At 66.7% G+C, this 17,081-nt stretch carries 17 protein-coding genes; 3 read left to right on the forward strand and 14 right to left on the reverse strand.

Features of this window, described 5'->3' with window-relative positions:
• The first annotated feature begins 29 nt into the window (after positions 1-29).
• Positions 30-1,451 carry an amino acid permease gene (locus tag E5554_RS20560; protein ID WP_048939004.1) on the forward strand — a complete coding sequence of 474 codons (1,422 nt, stop codon included), beginning with the start codon at positions 30-32 and terminating at the stop codon, positions 1,449-1,451.
• 4 nt (positions 1,452-1,455) lie between these two features.
• Here E5554_RS20560 and E5554_RS20565 read toward each other — a convergent pair whose 3' ends face one another.
• From E5554_RS20565 to glmM, 5 genes are all read right to left on the reverse strand, one after another.
• Entirely contained in the window at positions 1,456-2,058 is a 603-nt protein-coding gene (locus tag E5554_RS20565; protein ID WP_210729779.1) for a L,D-transpeptidase family protein, read from the reverse strand.
• Positions 2,059-2,137: 79 nt separating this feature from the next.
• Positions 2,138-2,737, reverse strand: coding sequence for a ribonuclease HII (locus E5554_RS20570; RefSeq protein ID WP_136187921.1), 600 nt, complete (start codon positions 2,735-2,737; stop codon positions 2,138-2,140).
• Positions 2,730-3,491, reverse strand: a complete 762-nt coding sequence (gene thiD, locus E5554_RS20575; protein ID WP_136187922.1) for a bifunctional hydroxymethylpyrimidine kinase/phosphomethylpyrimidine kinase — start codon at positions 3,489-3,491, stop codon at positions 2,730-2,732. Before thiD ends, E5554_RS20570 begins: the two co-directional genes overlap by 8 nt.
• A complete protein-coding gene (locus E5554_RS20580; protein ID WP_004210980.1) occupies positions 3,488-3,712 on the reverse strand; it encodes a DUF1272 domain-containing protein in 225 nt (74 codons plus the stop codon). Before E5554_RS20580 ends, thiD begins: the two co-directional genes overlap by 4 nt.
• A 126-nt stretch (positions 3,713-3,838) precedes the next feature.
• On the reverse strand, positions 3,839-5,179 hold the full coding sequence (gene glmM, locus E5554_RS20585) for a phosphoglucosamine mutase (protein ID WP_069337719.1): 1,341 nt from the start codon (positions 5,177-5,179) through the stop codon (positions 3,839-3,841).
• Between the two features lie 93 nt (positions 5,180-5,272).
• On the opposite strand from glmM, the gene E5554_RS20590 reads away from it, so the two are divergent.
• On the forward strand, positions 5,273-6,640 hold the full coding sequence (locus E5554_RS20590) for an amino acid carrier protein (protein WP_004210978.1): 1,368 nt from the start codon (positions 5,273-5,275) through the stop codon (positions 6,638-6,640).
• Positions 6,641-6,799: 159 nt separating this feature from the next.
• Here E5554_RS20590 and E5554_RS20595 read toward each other — a convergent pair whose 3' ends face one another.
• From E5554_RS20595 to E5554_RS20625, 7 genes are all read right to left on the reverse strand, one after another.
• Complete coding sequence (locus E5554_RS20595; protein ID WP_004210977.1) at positions 6,800-6,982, reverse strand: CsbD family protein; 183 nt, start codon at positions 6,980-6,982, stop codon at positions 6,800-6,802.
• Positions 6,983-7,069: 87 nt separating this feature from the next.
• Positions 7,070-9,835 carry a DUF3857 domain-containing protein gene (locus E5554_RS20600; RefSeq protein ID WP_136187923.1) on the reverse strand — a complete coding sequence of 922 codons (2,766 nt, stop codon included), beginning with the start codon at positions 9,833-9,835 and terminating at the stop codon, positions 7,070-7,072.
• 184 nt (positions 9,836-10,019) lie between these two features.
• Positions 10,020-10,556 carry a 30S ribosomal protein S9 gene (gene rpsI / locus E5554_RS20605; protein ID WP_004210975.1) on the reverse strand — a complete coding sequence of 179 codons (537 nt, stop codon included), beginning with the start codon at positions 10,554-10,556 and terminating at the stop codon, positions 10,020-10,022.
• Positions 10,556-11,035 carry a 50S ribosomal protein L13 gene (gene rplM, locus E5554_RS20610; RefSeq protein WP_004210974.1) on the reverse strand — a complete coding sequence of 160 codons (480 nt, stop codon included), beginning with the start codon at positions 11,033-11,035 and terminating at the stop codon, positions 10,556-10,558. The genes rpsI and rplM overlap by 1 nt, the downstream gene beginning before the upstream one ends.
• A 130-nt stretch (positions 11,036-11,165) precedes the next feature.
• Positions 11,166-11,957, reverse strand: coding sequence for a hypothetical protein (locus E5554_RS20615; RefSeq protein WP_136187924.1), 792 nt, complete (start codon positions 11,955-11,957; stop codon positions 11,166-11,168).
• A complete protein-coding gene (cutA, locus tag E5554_RS20620; protein WP_136187925.1) occupies positions 11,954-12,271 on the reverse strand; it encodes a divalent-cation tolerance protein CutA in 318 nt (105 codons plus the stop codon). Before cutA ends, E5554_RS20615 begins: the two co-directional genes overlap by 4 nt.
• On the reverse strand, positions 12,268-13,311 hold the full coding sequence (locus E5554_RS20625; protein ID WP_136187926.1) for a COX15/CtaA family protein: 1,044 nt from the start codon (positions 13,309-13,311) through the stop codon (positions 12,268-12,270). Before E5554_RS20625 ends, cutA begins: the two co-directional genes overlap by 4 nt.
• A 134-nt stretch (positions 13,312-13,445) precedes the next feature.
• On the opposite strand from E5554_RS20625, the gene E5554_RS20630 reads away from it, so the two are divergent.
• The gene (locus tag E5554_RS20630) at positions 13,446-15,485 is read left to right on the forward strand and encodes a PAS domain-containing sensor histidine kinase (protein ID WP_136187927.1); all 2,040 of its coding nucleotides are present in this window, start codon (positions 13,446-13,448) and stop codon (positions 15,483-15,485) included.
• Between the two features lie 5 nt (positions 15,486-15,490).
• Here the strand turns inward: E5554_RS20630 and E5554_RS20635 are convergent, their stop codons facing one another.
• Both E5554_RS20635 and E5554_RS20640 read right to left on the reverse strand, forming a co-directional pair.
• The gene (locus tag E5554_RS20635) at positions 15,491-16,123 is read right to left on the reverse strand and encodes a 2-dehydro-3-deoxy-6-phosphogalactonate aldolase (protein WP_004210969.1); all 633 of its coding nucleotides are present in this window, start codon (positions 16,121-16,123) and stop codon (positions 15,491-15,493) included.
• Positions 16,124-16,126: 3 nt separating this feature from the next.
• Positions 16,127-17,029: a 2-dehydro-3-deoxygalactonokinase gene (locus tag E5554_RS20640; RefSeq protein WP_004210968.1), complete on the reverse strand. Its 903-nt coding sequence runs from the start codon at positions 17,027-17,029 to the stop codon at positions 16,127-16,129.
• Positions 17,030-17,081: the final 52 nt, after the last annotated feature.

Consider the following 17,081-nt stretch of genomic DNA (forward strand, 5'->3'; position numbering starts at 1 on the left):
TCCCGCGCGCGGCATGACAGCGGCGGAGCATGACGAACCGATCGCCCCGCCATCCGCTCCTGATCGCGCTGCTGCGCTGCAAGCCGGTGCTCGACTTCATCGGCGACGATCCCGACGCGAAACCGCTCGCCCGCAATATCGGCCTGTTCCAGCTGACCATGTTGGGCGTCGGTGCGACCATCGGCACCGGCATCTTCGTGGCGCTGACGACCGCCGTGCCCGAAGCGGGGCCGGCGGTCACCTTGTCCTTCGTCATCGCCGGCATCACCGCCGCGCTGACCGCGCTCTGCTATGCCGAAATGGCATCGGCCGTGCCGGCGTCGGGTTCCTCCTATTCCTATGCCTATGCGACCATGGGCGAACTCGCCGCCTTCCTGATCGGCAGCTGCCTGCTACTGGAATATGGTGTCTCCGCCTCCGCCATTGCCGTGGGATGGGGGCAATATCTCAATGAACTTCTCTCGATCAGCACCGGCTGGCGCCTGCCCGACATCATCGCCCGGCCACCCGGTGCGGGCGGTATCGTCAACCTGCCCGCCGTGCTGCTGGTGGGCCTGTGCCTCATCCTGCTGCTGCGCGGCACGCGGGAATCGACCACCGCCAACGCCATATTGGTGATCGCCAAGCTCGCCGTGCTGGCGCTGTTCGTGGTGGTCGCGCTCGCCCATTTCCAGCCGACCAACTTCCACCCCTTCGCGCCCAAGGGCATGGTCGGCATCGGCGCTGCGGCCTCCTCCATCTTCTTTTCCTATATCGGCATCGACGCGGTCTCGACCGCCGGCGAGGAAGTACGCAATCCACGCCGCGACCTGCCGCTTGCCATCATCCTGTCGCTGCTGATCGTCACCGCCGCCTATATATTGGTCGCGGTCGCGGCGATCGGCGCCCAGCCCTGGACCGAGTTTGCCGGGCAGGAAGCGGGCCTGGCCGTCATCCTCCACAACCTCACCGGCGCGGGCTGGCCGGCGGTGATCCTGTCGCTGGGCGCCATCGCCTCGATCTTCAGCGTCACCCTGGTGGTGATCTACGGCCAGACCCGCATCCTCTATGCCATGGGTCGCGACGGGCTGCTGCCCGCCTTCTTCTGCCGGGTCGATCCGGTGCGCCATGTGCCGCGACAGAATACGTGGATCGTCGCGATCGGCGTCGCCCTGCTCGCCGCCTTCGTGCCGTTGGACGTGCTGGTCAACCTCACCAGCATGGGCACGCTGATCGCCTTTGCCACCGTGTCGATCGGAGTCATCATCCTGCGCCGCACCCGGCCGGACCTGCCGCGCGGCTACAAGGTGCCTTTCTATCCGGTCCTGCCGATCGCCAGCACGCTCTTCTGCGCCTATCTGATCTTCGGCCTGCCGGCCGACACCTATGCGCTGTTCGCGGTCTGGGTTGGTGCGGCGGCCCTGCTCTATTTCGGCTATTCGATGCGGCGTTCGGCACTGGCCCAGCGCTGACCGTTTACCTCCGCGATACCCTCGGCACGAAGATGATCGGGTCGATATCCAGCACCGGCTTTGCCGGGGCCGGCGCAGCGACCTTGGCCATGGAATCCGCCGCCGCCATCTGCTCGATCGTCAGCGAGGGATGCAGCCGATCCCTGGTCACCGTCACCAGCCCTCCCAGGCTGGTCATGCCGAACAGCTTCTGGGCAAAGGCATAGGGCAGGCGGATGCAGCCATGGCTGGCCGGATAGCCCGGATTATGCCCGGCATGCAGCGCAATGCCATCCCAGGTCAGCCGCTGCATGAAGGGCATGGGCGCATTGCTGTAGAGATTGGATCGGTGCCACTGGTTCTTCTGCAGGATCGGATAGTCGCCGGTCGGCGTGCTATGCCCGGCCATGCCGGTCGACACGCTCGCCATGCCGACCAACCGGTCCCCGCTATAGACATGGGCCATCTGCCGATCGATGCTGATGACCAGATGGATCGGCCCATCGAGCGGCCCTTCCTCCAGCCAGCGATAGCCACCCGGCGCCAGCGCACCAGCCTTGGCCACCGGCAGCGATAGCGCGCCGACAAGCAGGAACAGGCAGGAAAGGCCGGAACGGGCGAAGGACATGAATCCCTTCTTAAGCATGCGCCACACCCGCGCCAGCCCTCAAATCATCCCCATCCCGCCCCGCGACGGGACAGCATCGTCAGATCAGCAGCAGTTGCGCCACCGGCGAAAAACTGCGCCGGTGCAGCGGCGTCGGCCCATGCTCACGCAGCGCCGCCATATGCTTGGCGCTGCCATAGCCCTTGTTGCTCTCCCACCCATAATGCGGATGCTCGGCGGCCGCCGCGATCATGATCCGGTCGCGCTCTTCCTTGGCCAGGATCGACGCGGCGGCGATCGACAGGCATTTGGCATCGCCCTCCACCACTGCGGTCGAGGGCCAGCGCCAGTTGGGACAACGATTGCCATCGACCAGTATATGGGCGCACTCCTGCGAAAGCGCCTCGACCGCGCGGGTCATGGCCAGCATCGTCGCCCATAATATGTTGAGTTCGTCGATCTCGGCTACGCTGGCGATGCCCAGCCCCCAGCACAGCGCACGAGCCTTGACCTCCCCCTCCAGCGCGGCACGGCGCTTGGCGGTCAGCTTCTTGGAATCATTGAGGCCCTCGGGGCAATCCTCCTGCCGCAGGATGACGGCGGCCGCGACCACCGGCCCCGCCAGTGGCCCGCGCCCGGCTTCGTCCACCCCCGCCACCAGGCCGGGATGATGGATCAGTTCATGCGCAAAATCAGGCATAGGCGTGGAAGCCGAAGGGATTGCCCATCGGGCCATGGCCCGCGCCAAGCCCCGGCGCCAGCGCCAGCGCCTCGCGCACATATTTGCGGCCACGCTCGACCGCCTCGATCAGGTCCAGCCCCTGCCCCAGGCCGGTCGTGATGGCGCTAGCCAGGGTGCAGCCGGTGCCATGGCTGTGCCGCGTATCGATCCGTGCATTGCTCCACGCCTTGCGCACGCCCTGCGGCCCGATCAGCCGGTCGGTCAGCATCGGCCCCTCGCCATGGCCCCCCTTGGCCAGCACATGGGTGGCGAAACGGATCGCGATTTCCTCGCCGCCCAGCGCCGCCAGTTCGGGGATGTTGGGCGTCACCAGTGTGGCGATGGCCATCAGCCGCTCGAACGCCGCGATGGTCGCGTCGTCGGCCAATAGCGACCCGCTGGTCGCGACCATGACGGGATCGAAGACGATCGGCACATGCTCCAGCAGCGCCAGCCGCTCGGCGACGGCGGCGGCCGTCTGCGCCGAACCGATCATGCCGATCTTTACCGCATCGACACCAATGTCGCTGATCACGCTGTCCATCTGCGCCAGCACCATCTCGGTCGGCACCGGGTGGACGCCCTGCACGCCCAGCGTGTTCTGCGCGGTGATCGCGGTGATCGCGGTCATGGCGTGGCCGCCCAGCAGCGTGACCGTCTTGATATCCGCCTGGATACCGGCACCGCCGCCGCTGTCCGACCCGGCAATGATGAGAATGCGGGGCACGCTCATCCCTTGAACTTGCGCTCCGTGGAGGCGGGGTTGTTCGCCAGCGCCTTCCCCATGCGGGTCGGCCGGTCCATCAGTTCGCCGCCGCAATTGGGGCAGCGATCGTCCAGCGCCTCGGCACAGGGCGCGCACCAGGTGCATTCGAACGAACAGATGAACGCGCCGGGCTCATCGGCCGGCAGGTCGGTGCCGCAGCGTTCGCAATCGGGCCGCATCTCAAGCATGGTTCATAACTCCGTTCGGGCTGAGCGAAGTCGAAGCCCTTGTCTGAGCGGAGGCGAAGACACCTCCCTGCGGTCGGCGCTGCCCTTCGACTTCGCTCAGGGCGAACGGGATAATAGCGGCAAGCATCACGCCGCCGCCTTCTCGACCGCGGCGCAGATGCGTTCGACCACATCCTTGACCTGATCCTCGCGGTCGCCTTCCGCCATGACACGGATCACCGGCTCGGTGCCGGACGGGCGGATGACCAGCCGGCCCGATCCGTTCAGTTCCGCCTCGGCCTGGGCGATCACGCGTTGCACCGCCTCATCCTCCAGCGGCTTGCCGCCGGCAAAGCGGACATTCTTGAGCAATTGAGGCACCGGATCGAACTGATGCAGCGTCTCGCTCGCGGGCTTGCCCGAGCGGACCAAAGCGGCCAGCACCTGCAGCGCCGCCACCGTGCCGTCGCCGGTGGTCGCATAGTCGGACAGGATCATGTGGCCGGACTGTTCGCCGCCGACATTGAAGCCGCCCTCGCGCATCCGCTCCAGCACATAGCGATCGCCTACCTTGGTGCGTTCCAGGCCGATGCCCTGCCCGGTCAGGAAGCGTTCGAGGCCCAGGTTCGACATGATCGTCGCCACCAGCCCGCCACCGCGCAGCGTGCCGGCGCGGGCGAAATTGGAGGCAATCAGCGCCATGATCTGGTCGCCGTCGACAATCTGGCCCTTTTCATCGACCACGATCAGCCGGTCGGCGTCGCCGTCCAACGCGATGCCGATGTCGGCGCCGGAGGAGACGACGGTTTCCTGGCACAGCAAGGGCGAGGTCGATCCGCATCCGTCATTGATATTGGTGCCATTGGGCGTGACGCCGACCGCGACCACTTCCGCGCCCAGTTCCCAGAAGGCCGACGGCGCGACCTGATAGGCGGCGCCATTGGCGCAATCGACGACGATCTTGAGGCCGTCGAGGCGCAGGTCGGCGGGGAAGCTGGACTTGACCGCATGGATATAGCGGCCACGCGCGTCCTCGACCCGGCGGGCGCGGCCGATATCCTTGGACGCGGCCAGCGGCACGTCCTGGTTCAGCAGCGCCTCGATCTTCAGCTCATCCTCGTCCGACAGCTTGTAGCCATCCGGGCCGAACAGCTTGATGCCATTGTCATAATAGGGATTGTGACTGGCCGAGATCATGACGCCCAGGTCGGCGCGCATCGAATGGGCCAGCATGGCGACGGCCGGCGTCGGGATCGGCCCGAACTGGACCACGTCCATGCCGACCGCGGTGAAGCCCGCAACCAGCGCATTTTCGACCATATAGCCCGACAGGCGGGTATCCTTGCCGATCACCACCCGGTGGCGATGGCTGCCGCGCTGGAAATGGGTGCCGGCCGCCATGCCGACCTTCATCGCCAGTTGCGGCGTCATCGGCCACTGGTTGGTGCGACCACGAATACCGTCAGTGCCGAAATATTGTCTGCTCATGCGATCCTGCCCCAGGGCGGCTATGGGTAAAACTCACCTCCCCCATAGCAATCTTTGATCGACTTTCCACCGCTGTCCCGGCATCGCCGCCGCATGGAAAATTTCAATGCCGCCGTCGATGCGCTGTCCAGCGCGGTCTTCTTCAAGGTTCCCCTGTTCGGCGCGCAGATCGAGCTGATCGTGCTCTATCTGGCGCTCCCCATGCTGTTCTTCACCATCTGGCTGGGCTTCCCCAATGTCACCCAGGTCGGCCGGGCGATCCGCATCCTGCGCAGCCAGCCGCATGAGGGCGAGGCGAAGGGCGATGTCAGCCAGTGGGGCGCGCTGTCCACCGCCCTGTCCGGCACCATTGGCCTGGGCAATATCGCCGGGGTCGCGGTGGCGCTGACCATGGGCGGGCCGGGCGCGATCCTATGGATGTTCATCATCGGCTGGTTCGCGATGACGGTGAAGATGGCGGAGGTCACGCTGGGCCTCAAATATCGCGTCTTCGACGAACGCGGCCATGTCCATGGCGGGCCGATGTATGTGCTCAAAGCCGTCGGCGCGGCGCGCGGCTGGCCCAAAGTCGGCCTGGTGCTCGGCGGCGCCTATGCCTTCTTCGCCCTGTTCGGCGCCATCCCGATGGTGCAGGTGAACCAGAGCTTCGCCCAGGTGAAGGTGGTCACCGGCATGACCAATGGCTGGGCCTATGGCGTGTTCATCGCCGCCGCCGTCGCGCTGGTGACGATGGGCGGCGCGGCCTGGCTGGGCGAAGTGTCGAAGCGCCTGACCCCACTCAAGGTCACCGTCTATCTCGGCGGTGTCGCGGCGATCCTGATCCTCCATGCCGACGCCATTCCCGGCGCGCTGGCGCTGATCTGGCACGGCGCCTTTTCCAGCGATGCGGCCACCGGCGGCGCGATCGGCGCCTTTGTCGCGGGCATGCGCCGCGCGGTCTTCGCCAGCGAGGCGGGCGTCGGCTCCGCCGTCATGGCGCACAGCCTGGCCCGCGCCCGCCATCCGGTATCCGAAGGGCTTGTCGCGCTGCTGGAGCCGCTGCTCGGCACCATGATCGTCTGCGCGCTGGGTGGCCTCGCGCTGGTCGTCGCGGGCACCTGGAACAATGGCCTTGAGGGCATCGCCATCACCTCCGCCGCCTTTGCCAAGGTGTCGCCCTGGTTCCCCTGGCTACTCGCCGTCGTCGTCTTCCTCTTCGCCTATTCGACACTGGTCGCCTGGGGCTTCTATGGTCTTCAGGCCTGGGGCTATCTGTTCGGCAATGGGCCGCGCGCCCAGTGGGTCTACAAGATCCTCTATGTCGTCGCCCTGCCCCCGGCCGCCGCGATCGACCTCGGCCGGGTGGTCGGCATCGTCGACAGCAGCTTCTTCCTGATGGCGATCCCCAATGTCATCGCCCTCTATCTGTGCGCCGGCGAACTGCGCCGCGACGTGAAGGCCTATCTGGCGGAACAGGCTTAACTTCGCACATTTCCCGCACATTCTGACATAATATTGCGGGGCCGCGATCCTATCGGAAAGCGGCCCCGTTCTTATAGCATGAGCTTAACCAGATAGGACAGAAACGAAAAAGGCCCCGCCTGTTGGCGGAGCCTCTTCGATCGTGCAGACGGTGGGGCGTCAGATCTTGTCGCCGAGCGCACCCTTGACGGAGCCGGCCACATCCTGGGCCGTACCCTTAGCCTTCTGCAGCTTGCCTTCGGCTTCCAGGCGTTCATTATCCGTGGCCTTGCCGATCGCTTCCTTCGTGGCACCGGCGGCCTTGTTGCCCGCAGCCTTCACCTTGTCGGTCAGTTCACCCATATGGTTTCTCCTTGGAAGTGGCTTTCCCCCTGTCAACCATCGGGCAGGGGGAAAGGTTTCCATCGAAACGCGGGCGTCACGACAAAATCAGGGCTTGATCCCGTAGCGCGCATAGACGGCGTCGATGCGCGGATCGATGCGGCGGGCGACCGCGATTTCCGCATCCCCCTCGCTCGCCCGGCCCAGCCGGTGCAGCACGATGCCGCGCATGTAGCGGCTCGGCTCCTTGCCCGGCTCCTGCGCGACGACGACATCTAGGTCGCGCAGCGCATCGTCGAACCGGCCCATGCGGAACCACAGCATCGCCCGGCTGTCGAGCGCGGCCATGCTGCCCGAACTCAGCTCCACCGCCTTGGTGCAATCCTGCATCGCGCTGTCCAGTTCGACATTGCGCGATCCCTTGACCCAGCAGCGCTCGTTGAACAGCCCGGTCATGCCCGGCTTTTCCGCCAGTTGCGCATCGATGATCTCGATCGCCTTGGCCGGATCGCCATAGGTGCCGAGCAGCGTCGCCTTGAAGCTGCGATAGCCGTCGCGCGCCTCGCCACCGATCGCGATCTTGGCGTCGACCATGCCCAGCGCATCGTCCAGCTTGCCGCTTTCCGCCAGATAGGTCGCGACCGTGCCGACCGCCGCGCCCGACGCCGGGTCGAGCTGGCGCGCCATGCGGCCATCGGCCAGCGCGCCGGTCACGTCGCCGGTCTGGAACCGGCGATAGGCCCGCTGCAGATAGAGGTCGACGTCTGGCTTGATCCCGATCGCCTTGTCGAGATCGACCAGCGCATTCTTGTAATCGCCAATGCCCCAGCGGAAATTGCTGCGGCTGGAATAGCCGGTCGCATCCTCCGCATCGGCGGCGATCGCCTTGGCAAAGGTCGCCTCGACCGCCTTGGACTGCGGCCAGGCGGCGATGGTCGCCGGGCTGTAATCCCACAAATAGGTGGGCTTGGCCGGGCCGATCACATGCGGCGACATGGCCTGCACCGTGGCCAGCGCATCGCGCTCGTCGGGCAGGCGATCGGCCGCGATCTCGACGCCGGTGGCGTCGGTCCGCTCCTCGACATCCAGCACGCCGTCCTTCAGCTGCACGGTCCGGCGCAGGTCATAGCCGGCCACCGTCTTGCTGAGGCCCTGCTCGCCTTCGATCGCATAGCCCTTGCCGCCCTGGGGCAGGCGCAGGCGCAGATGATAGCGAATGCCGATCGGCGCGCTCGTCGCCACCGGGATCGCCAGCCAGGCGGGGCGTGCCCGGTCCGGCGCGAAGCTGATCTCGTCGATCAGCTTGCCGGCGTCGCGGCGATAGCGCCGGTCGCTGAGCTTCCAGGGCGAGCTGGTAACGCCATGGGCGGTGAAGGTGACGGTGGCCGACGCCGCATCAGTGGTGACGCCAACCTGGCTATATTGGGCGGTGCCGACCTGCTCGCTGAAAAAGCCCTGCACCATCTCGTCGCGCCGCTTGGCATCCATCTGGCCAAGGCCGGTGCTGATCATCGTCGCGATCTGCCCACGCAGCACCGCCCTGGCATCGAACACGGTCGGCAGCTTCTCATGCCCGCTCTCGTCCGCCTCGACACTGACGTCGATCGTCGGCCGGGCATTGGCATGGGTCTGGATCGGCATCAGTTCAGCGCCGGCGGTGCGCACCGGCAGCACCGATCCGAAGCGCGGCGTATCGCCGATATCCTCCAGCCGCGATCCCAGGCCCGTGCCGTCGAGCCAGTAGGACTGGCCATCGATCACCGCACGCACCAGCACATGGTCGAAGGCCGCGGCCGTGGGCAGCCGTTCCGGCACGGAATCGCCCAGGGTCGAACTGGCCAGCACCGGCTCCGCCTCGATCCCCAGCCCGCGCAGCAGCGAAAGCAGCAGCAGCGTCTTCGCCTTGCAGTCGCCATAGCGCAGCGTCCAGGTCTCGGCCGGCTTCTGCGGGACATAATTGCCGCCATTCATGCCGACCATCAGATAGCGGACATGGTCCTGCACCAGTTGCAGCGCGGCCGCAGCCTTTTCCTTCGGCGATCCCGGCAGCGCCTTGAGCTTGGCCAGTTCGCCCGCCAGCGGAGATCCATCGGCGATCAGCCCGTCGGTCGCATAGAGCGGCGCCATCGTCTTCGACACATCGGCCCAGCTGGCGAAGGTCGACAGTTCGAACAGCGGTGGATGGGTGAAGCGGGTCGGCGCGTCGGCCGGCATTTCCGGCTGCTTGGCCAGCGGCACGGCAAAGCTCAGCTCGGTGAGGCCACCCTTCTTGACCGGCTTGGCATCGACGCCGCTCGCCAGCAGCTTCCAGCGCGGCGCGTCCGCATCATCCCAGAGCAGGCGGACCCGGCCATAGCCCAGCCGCAGCGGCGCGGCCGGCAGGGCCGAGACATTCTGGACATGGCCGCCCAGCGCATCATCCTTGCTGGTGGTCGAATAACGCAGCCGCACCACATCGCCCACCTGCACCCCTTCGACCGCCATGGTCGCGGTCAGGATGCCACTGATCTGCAACGCTTCCAGCCCCTGCTCGCGGCGCAGCACGGTGAATTTCTTGCCGCTGGCCAGCGCATCGATCACCTGATCGCCGCGCAGGATCGACAGTTCATGGATGATGAGGTCGCCCTTGTCCGGCGCCCAGGGCAGCGTCAGCGACGACAATTGGGTCAGCGCCTCGGCCGAACCGGCGCGGGTGGCGATGTCTGCATAGCTCCACAGCTGGCCCTTCTCGACCCGCTGCTGGCTGTCGAGGATCATCATCGAAGGCGGATCGCCATCGGCCGCCAGCTTGGGCATCGCCGCCTTGTCGATCCAGCCGGGGGCCGGCTGATACAGCGGCACCTCTCCGGCAAAGGCAGGCGCCACAACCGTCATGGCCGCCGAAGCCGCCAACCACCCAAAATGTCTCATTTCCCCCCGAACTTCCTTTTGCACTAAGCCCCGTTTGACCGAAGGCTATGGCATCGCGGCGAAGCGCTCAAGGGGAAGCATCACGCGCAAAGAAAAAGGGGCCGGAAAACCGGCCCCTTCTCGAAATTCGCGGCAGTCGCGAAGCGGATTAGCGCTTCGAGAACTGGAAGCTGCGACGGGCCTTGGCCTTGCCGTACTTCTTACGCTCGACGACGCGGCTGTCGCGGGTCAGGAAGCCTTCGGCCTTGACCGCGCTGCGCAGCGCCGGCTCATACTTCGACAGAGCCTGGGCGATGCCGTGCTTGACCGCACCGGCCTGGCCCGACAGACCGCCGCCCTTGACGGTGGCGATCACGTCATACTGACCTTCGCGGTCGGTGACGCCGAAGGGCTGGTTGATGACCAGACGCAGGGTCGGGCGAGCGAAATAGACTTCCTGGTCACGGCCGTTGACCGTGATCTTGCCGGTGCCGGGCTTCACCCACACGCGGGCCACGGCGTCCTTGCGGCGGCCGGTGGCATAGGCGCGGCCGAGGCCGTCGATTTCCTGGGCGCGCAGCGGAGCCGAGGGCTGGACCGGCGCGGCAGCGACGGGCGCTTCGCCTTCGACGGCAGCCGGGGCAGCGGCAGGAGCGGCAGTGGCCAGCGACGCGAGGTCGGACAGGGACTGACGGTTATCGGACATTATGCACCCACCTTGTTCTTGCGGTTGCGCGACGCGAAGTCGAGCACTTCGGGGTTCTGGGCTTCATGCGGATGCTCGGTGCCGGCGAAGATGCGCAGGTTGCGCATCTGCTGGCGGCCCAGCGGACCACGGGGGATCATACGCTCGACGGCCTTTTCCAGGACGCGCTCGGGGAAACGACCTTCCAGGATCTTCTGGGGGGTGGTTTCCTTGATGCCGCCGGCATAACCGGTGTGCTTGTAGTAAACCTTGTCGGTCAGCTTGCGGCCGGTGAACTTGACCTTGCCCGCGTTGATGATGATGACATTGTCACCGCAATCGACATGGGGGGTGAAGCTCGGCTTGTGCTTGCCGCGCAGGATATTCGCCACAGTCGAAGCGAGACGACCCACGACCAGCCCTTCGGCGTCGATCAGGATCCACTTCTTTTCGACCGTTGCCGGGGTTGCCGGCTTGGTGGTCTTCATCAGCGCCTTCATGGTGCCAATTCTCCAAGAATGAACAGTGAACCAGCTACCCTAGGGTCGCCGGAAGATGGGCGCTAATGACGTTTGGGGGCCGACAAGTCAAGAGATTCGGCGGCTTTCACGACGGGTAAAATAATACCACTCACTTGCCGGCGACGGTCAGGCTCCGCTTTTCGGTCAGCGTCTGGGCGCCCAGGGTCAGGGTGCGCTCCTGCGCATCGACCAGTCCCGTCTGCGCCGACACGATATAGCGCATCGCGACATGGGCGCCCTCCCCCTGCAGATCCTCCTGCAAGGTCAGGCGCTTGCCGTCATGGGCAGCAAGGACGGAATCACCCTCCACCGCGACGGCGCGGCCCAGCGGCGGGCCGGCCATGGTGCGCACGCCACGCGGCCTGGCATCGTCAACTTCGCTGTCAACGAACAGCAGCAATGGCTGCACCTCGCCCGACAGCAGCGCCAGCCGCCCTTCGGGCGTCAGCCCGTCGAGCAGGGTCAGGACATTCTTCGCCGTGCGCTGCCCCGCACTGCCCTCCGGCGCCTTTGCCACCATGGCGTTGAGCGCCTTTTCCATCGTCGCCCGGACATCGTCGATATTGTCGAGGCCGACAATCTTGCCATGGACATCGAGGCGGAAGCGATGCTCCACCCCGATCAGCGGCGACAGGGCGGCGCGATAGGCATCGGCACCCGCGCCGGGCGCATCGCTGTCTAGGCTGCGCAGCGTGACATGCAGGATGTAACCGTCCCCTGCCTTCTCGAAACGCAATATCCGGTCGGCCCGGAACAGGCTGTCACGGCCGTCGACCGGCCGATGCTGCTCGATGCGATAGAGCAGATCCTGCCCGGTCGGCGGCGCGAAGCCGATCGCAACCGGAGCGGCCAGCGCCGGTGAGGCGAGTACCAGCGACAGGAAGGCGATCGCTCGCTTCATGCCAGTTGCTCCGCGACCCAGGCGGCGAAGGGCGGATGGGCAGCATCGACCGGCAGCGCCAGGATCGCCGGCACATCATAATCGTGCAACTGCGCGATCCGCGCCATCAGCGCGTCGCGCCGGTCAGCGCTGGTCTTGAACAGGACCGGGACTTCGGCGCCTTCCTCCACCTTGCCCTGCCATTCATAGATGGAGGTGCAGGGACCAAGGATATTGGCGCAGGCGGCCAGCCTCTCTTCGACCAGCGTGCGGGCGACGGCACGCGCCTGCTCGGCCGATCCGAAAAGGCTGTAGACCAGCACGACCCCACTCATGCCCGGCGCGATCCCACGGCATGGGCGCCCCAGGCGGCCGAGGCCACCACCAGCGCGCCGACCGCCTGGTGCAGCACGGCCAGCGGCAGGGCGATGCCGCTGATGACGGTGGCGATGCCCAGCAGCACCTGCGTGCCGACCGCCGCATTGATCGCGATCGACGCGCCGCGATGGCCCGCCGCCTTGGCCTTGCGCGCCAGGATGATCAGCATCGCCGCCGCAACCCAGGCCCACCAGCGGTGGATGAAATGGACCAGATAGGGATCGCTGGAGACGGTCGCCCAGAGCGAGCCGAGCCATTGGATGCCTTCGGGCACCAGATGATCGTTCATCAGCGGCCAGGTGCTGGAGACATAGCCGGCGTCGAGGCCCGCGGTGAAGGCGCCGAACATCAGCTGGACCAGCAGCACCAGCAGGGTCGCCAGCGCAAAAGGCTGCAACGCGGCGGGCCGGGCATAGGGATTGCGTGCCAGCGCCAGCAGGTCGAGCGCGGTCCAGATCAGCCCGCCAATGATGAAGAGCGCGGTCAGCAGATGCACGGCCAGCCGATAATGGCTGACATCGGTGCGCACCGACAGACCCGACTTCACCATCCACCAGCCGATCGCGCCCTGCAACCCGCCCAGCGCCAGCAGCGCAACCAGCCGCCAGCCATAGCCGGCCGGGATAGCCCGGCGCGCCGCGAACCAGATCAGCGGCAGGGCAAAGGCGACGCCGATCAGGCGGCCGAGCAGCCGGTGCAGCCATTCCCAGAAGAAGATGAACTGGAAGGCCGCCAGGCTCATGCCCTTGTTGATCTCCTTATATTCGGGGATCTGCTGATAGTCGCGAAACGCCTCCATCCACTGGTCGTGGGTCAAGGGCGGGATCGCGCCGGTGATCGGCTTCCACTGGGTGATCGACAGGCCGGATTCGGTGAGGCGCGTGATGCCGCCCACCACCACCATGCAGAAGACCAGCGCCGCCACGATGAGCAGCCAGCGGGCAATGGCAACGGGACGCGGAGCCGCGCTGAACGCGGTCGGGGAAGAACGTGTCATGCCCGGTCCATGCGCCCATGCCGCCCCCTATTCAAGAGGCACGGACTGGGACAAAAGGTCATGGGGCTGCCATCGCCGGGGGATACAAATCGGCGCACGGGCGTCTCCCACCAACGCATTGCAACGACAGGGTTATGATGAGCCAGCAGAGGGACATTGCCGACATGATCGCCGAACAGGGGCCGATGGGCGCCCTGACCGCGACGATCGACGCATCCTCGCCTCTGGGACCGGCGTCGGACTGGTCGCCATCGCTCGTCTCGACGGTGCGGCTGATGCTGTCGTCGCGCGCGGAGATCGTGCTGTTCTGGGGGCCGGATTATTGCGCCCTCTATAATGAAGCCTATGCCCCCACGATCGGCGACAAGCATCCGCGCGTGCTTGGCCGCCCGGCCCGCGAAGGCTGGGCCGAGCTGTGGGATGATCTTGGCCCGCTGCTGCAATCGGTGCGGGACACGGGCGAAACCTTCCATGCCAAGGACCGCCCCTTCTATATCGAGCGCGATGGCGGACGCGGCGAGGAGGTCTTCTTCGACATTTCCTATTCGCCGGTGTTCGAACTGGATGGGTCGATCGGCGGCGTGCTGTGCATCGTCAGCGAAACCACGGTGCGCGTGCTGGCCGAGCGCGAGGCACGCGCCGACCGCAACCGCCTCTGGGCGCTGGCGCGCGACCCCTTCCTGATCGCCGACAGCGAGGGGATCTGGCTGTCCGCCAGCCCCGCCTGGACCGACATATTGGGCTGGTCGCAGGAGGAACTGATCGGCCGCACATCGGAATGGATGGAGCATCCCGACGATGTGAAGCGGACGCGCGGCGAGGTGCAGGATCTGGCCGACGGCCATCCGACCATCCGGTTCGAAAACCGGTTCCGCACCAAGCGGGGCGATTATCGCATCTTCAGCTGGACCGCCGTGCCCGAGGGCGACCTCATCTATTGCGTCGCCCGCGACGTGACCCGGCACCGCGCCGACGCCCAGGCCCTGGCCGAAACCGAAGCCGCACTGCGCCAGGCGCAGAAGATGGAGACGCTGGGCCAGCTCACCGGCGGCGTCGCGCATGACTTCAACAATCTGCTGCAGATCGTCACCGGCAATCTGGACCTGCTGCAACGCGCCCTGCCCGACGACCAGCCGCGCCTGCGCCGCGCCGCCGACAATGCCATGGCCGGGGCCGAACGGGCGGCGATACTGACCCAGCGGCTGCTCGCCTTTTCCCGTCGCCAGCCCCTGGCCCCCGACCGGGTCGATCCCAACCGGCTGATCGCCGGCATGTCGGATCTGCTGCACCGGACGCTGGGCGAGATGATCGAGGTGGAAACGGTGCAGAGCCCGCGGGTCTGGCCGGTCGAGATCGACGTCAACCAGATGGAAAATGCGCTGCTCAACCTGGCGGTCAATGCGCGCGACGCCATGCCGCAGGGCGGCAAGCTGACGATCGAGGTCGCCAACACCCATCTCGACAGCCATTATGCCGCGACCGAACAGGAAATCACGCCCGGCCAATATGTGCTGATCTGCGTGTCGGACACCGGCATGGGCATGGACGCCGACACGCTGTCCCACGCGATCGAACCCTTCTTCACCACCAAGGATGTCGGACGCGGCACCGGCCTTGGCCTGTCGATGGTCTATGGCTTCGTCAAGCAGTCGGGCGGCCATGTCCGGGTCTATTCGGAGGCCGGCCATGGCACGACGGTAAAAATCTACCTGCCGCGCTATCATGGCCTGCTGCCGGTGGCCGCGGAGATCGTGCAGGCCCCGCCCCCGCCCTGTCCGCAGGCCGGGCGGGAGGTGATACTGGTGTGCGAGGATGACGAGAATGTCCGCGCCTATTCGGTCGAGGTGCTGCGTGACCTGGGCTATCGCGTGATCGAGGCGGGCGATGGCCCGACTGCGCTGGCCGCACTGGACGCGGCGGCGGAGCCGATCGACCTGCTGTTCACCGATGTGGTGCTGCCCGGTGGCATGACCGGGGCGGACATTGCCCGCGCCGCCAAGGCGAAGCAGCCGGGACTACGCGTGCTGTTCACCACCGGCTATGCCCGCAACGCGATCATCCATCATGGCCGGCTTGATCCGGGGGTCGAGCTGCTGACCAAGCCCTTCACCTACAGGGCGTTGGGCGAGAAGATCCGCGATATGCTGGACCGGGTGGAAAGCCCGGTCCAGTAAAAAGGTCAGCCCTTGGCGCGCTGCCAGGCGGCGACCAGATCGACCGCGCGTTCGCGCACGGTCAGCGCATCGTCGCCCGGACGATAGAGCGCGCCGCCCACGCCGATCCCTTCGCAGCCACCGGCGAGCCAGTCGCCGATCGTGTCCGCGCCGGTGCCGCCCACGGCCCAGACGCCGACATGCTTGGGCAGCACATCCTTGACCGCCTTGACATAGGCCGGGCCGAGCTGGGCGGCGGGGAACAGCTTCACCCGGCGCGCGCCGGCCTCGACCGCGCGGAACGCCTCGCTCGGTGTCATGAAGCCGGGCAGCAGTTCAAGGCCGAGTTCCGCGCCGCGCGCGATGACGTCGGGAACGGTATTGGGCGTCACCATGATGCGGCCGCCCGCGCCCGCCAGCGCCTCGACCGCCTCGACCGTCAGCACCGTGCCGCCGCCGATCAGCGCGCGATCGCCAAAGGCCTGCTGCATCGCGGCGATGCTGACCAGCGGCTCGGGCGAATTGAACGGCACCTCGATCACGCGGATGCCGGCTTCCACCAGGGCGGCGGCGATATCGAGCGCCTCTTCAGGCTTCACGCCACGCAGAATGGCGGCGATCGGCGGCGCGCCGTCGGCCAGCAGGTCGTCGAGGATCATCGGTCAGTTCTCCAGAAAGCCAAGGCCAGCCCGCGCACAGGCGTCGCCGTCCAGCGATTGCGAAGCGATGCCCTGCGCATCGAGGGCACGGGCATAGCGATCCGAAAGCCGCGCGTCACCAATCAAGACGACGCCGGTGTCGCCAGCCAGCGCGGCGCGCGCTTCGGCAATCTCGCAGCCGATGACGAGGCCCGACAGATAGCCCAGCGCCCAGTCGGCCGAACGCCCGGCGCGCAGCCGCATCGCCCGCGCCGCAAACAGCGAGGCAAGCAGCCGGCCCGCGCCGGCCCGTTCCAGCCCCTCGGCAAAACCGGCCGCTTCCTCCGCCGGATCGGCATCGGCGGCGGCGATATTGGGGCTGAGCGTCGAACGATCGCGCAGCAGCGCAAACAGTTCGCCGGTCGGCACGGTGCGGAAGCGGATCACCCGACCATCCTCGACCAGCGTCCATTTGCTGTGGGTGCCGGGCAGCACGATCAGGTGACGGCCGGTGGCGAGCCGGGGATCGAGCGCCATCGCGCCGAAAATCTGCGCCTCCTCGCCGCGCATCACATCGGCAATGCCGTCGGCGTCGGTGCAGGCCAGGCCCGCCATGATCGCCAGCGGCGCGCCGCGCCAGTCGAAGCGCACGGCAACCTCTGCCCAGCTATCGGCATCGGCGGGACAATCGGCATAGGGTGCCTCGACCCAGCCGTCGCGCGCGCCGACCATGCCGCACAGGCGGATCGATGTCGGCAGGCCGTCTTCCAGCCAGGGGGCGATCGTCTCGGCAAAGGCCGCTTCCGCCTCGCGGCCGACCACGCCGATGCCCGGCCCGTCGCGGCGCGCCACGATCCGCCCCGCTTCCACCCGGAACAGCCGCAGATTGCTGGTGCCCCAGTCGCCGATCACTGCATAGTCGCTCATCGATGGTCCGCCCGATTTTTCGCGTTCAACCGCACTTTCCCTCTCTTTGTAT

Source organism: Sphingobium sp. PAMC28499 (genome assembly GCF_004795815.1).
In the GTDB taxonomy this organism is placed as follows: domain Bacteria; phylum Pseudomonadota; class Alphaproteobacteria; order Sphingomonadales; family Sphingomonadaceae; genus Sphingobium; species Sphingobium yanoikuyae.

Excerpts from the sequence above, each read along its gene's own strand:
- E5554_RS20560 (WP_048939004.1), top strand. The coding sequence starts at position 30 with ATGACGAACCGATCGCCCCGCCATCCGCTCCTGATCGCGCTGCTGCGC.
- E5554_RS20565 (WP_210729779.1), bottom strand. The coding sequence starts at position 2,058 with ATGTCCTTCGCCCGTTCCGGCCTTTCCTGCCTGTTCCTGCTTGTCGGC.
- E5554_RS20570 (WP_136187921.1), bottom strand. The coding sequence starts at position 2,737 with ATGCCTGATTTTGCGCATGAACTGATCCATCATCCCGGCCTGGTGGCG.
- thiD (WP_136187922.1), bottom strand. The coding sequence starts at position 3,491 with ATGAGCGTGCCCCGCATTCTCATCATTGCCGGGTCGGACAGCGGCGGC.
- E5554_RS20580 (WP_004210980.1), bottom strand. The coding sequence starts at position 3,712 with ATGCTTGAGATGCGGCCCGATTGCGAACGCTGCGGCACCGACCTGCCG.
- glmM (WP_069337719.1), bottom strand. The coding sequence starts at position 5,179 with ATGAGCAGACAATATTTCGGCACTGACGGTATTCGTGGTCGCACCAAC.
- E5554_RS20590 (WP_004210978.1), top strand. The coding sequence starts at position 5,273 with ATGGAAAATTTCAATGCCGCCGTCGATGCGCTGTCCAGCGCGGTCTTC.
- E5554_RS20595 (WP_004210977.1), bottom strand. The coding sequence starts at position 6,982 with ATGGGTGAACTGACCGACAAGGTGAAGGCTGCGGGCAACAAGGCCGCC.
- E5554_RS20600 (WP_136187923.1), bottom strand. The coding sequence starts at position 9,835 with ATGACGGTTGTGGCGCCTGCCTTTGCCGGAGAGGTGCCGCTGTATCAG.
- rpsI (WP_004210975.1), bottom strand. The coding sequence starts at position 10,556 with ATGTCCGATAACCGTCAGTCCCTGTCCGACCTCGCGTCGCTGGCCACT.
- rplM (WP_004210974.1), bottom strand. The coding sequence starts at position 11,035 with ATGAAGGCGCTGATGAAGACCACCAAGCCGGCAACCCCGGCAACGGTC.
- E5554_RS20615 (WP_136187924.1), bottom strand. The coding sequence starts at position 11,957 with ATGAAGCGAGCGATCGCCTTCCTGTCGCTGGTACTCGCCTCACCGGCG.
- cutA (WP_136187925.1), bottom strand. The coding sequence starts at position 12,271 with ATGAGTGGGGTCGTGCTGGTCTACAGCCTTTTCGGATCGGCCGAGCAG.
- E5554_RS20625 (WP_136187926.1), bottom strand. The coding sequence starts at position 13,311 with ATGACACGTTCTTCCCCGACCGCGTTCAGCGCGGCTCCGCGTCCCGTT.
- E5554_RS20630 (WP_136187927.1), top strand. The coding sequence starts at position 13,446 with ATGATGAGCCAGCAGAGGGACATTGCCGACATGATCGCCGAACAGGGG.
- E5554_RS20635 (WP_004210969.1), bottom strand. The coding sequence starts at position 16,123 with ATGATCCTCGACGACCTGCTGGCCGACGGCGCGCCGCCGATCGCCGCC.
- E5554_RS20640 (WP_004210968.1), bottom strand. The coding sequence starts at position 17,029 with ATGAGCGACTATGCAGTGATCGGCGACTGGGGCACCAGCAATCTGCGG.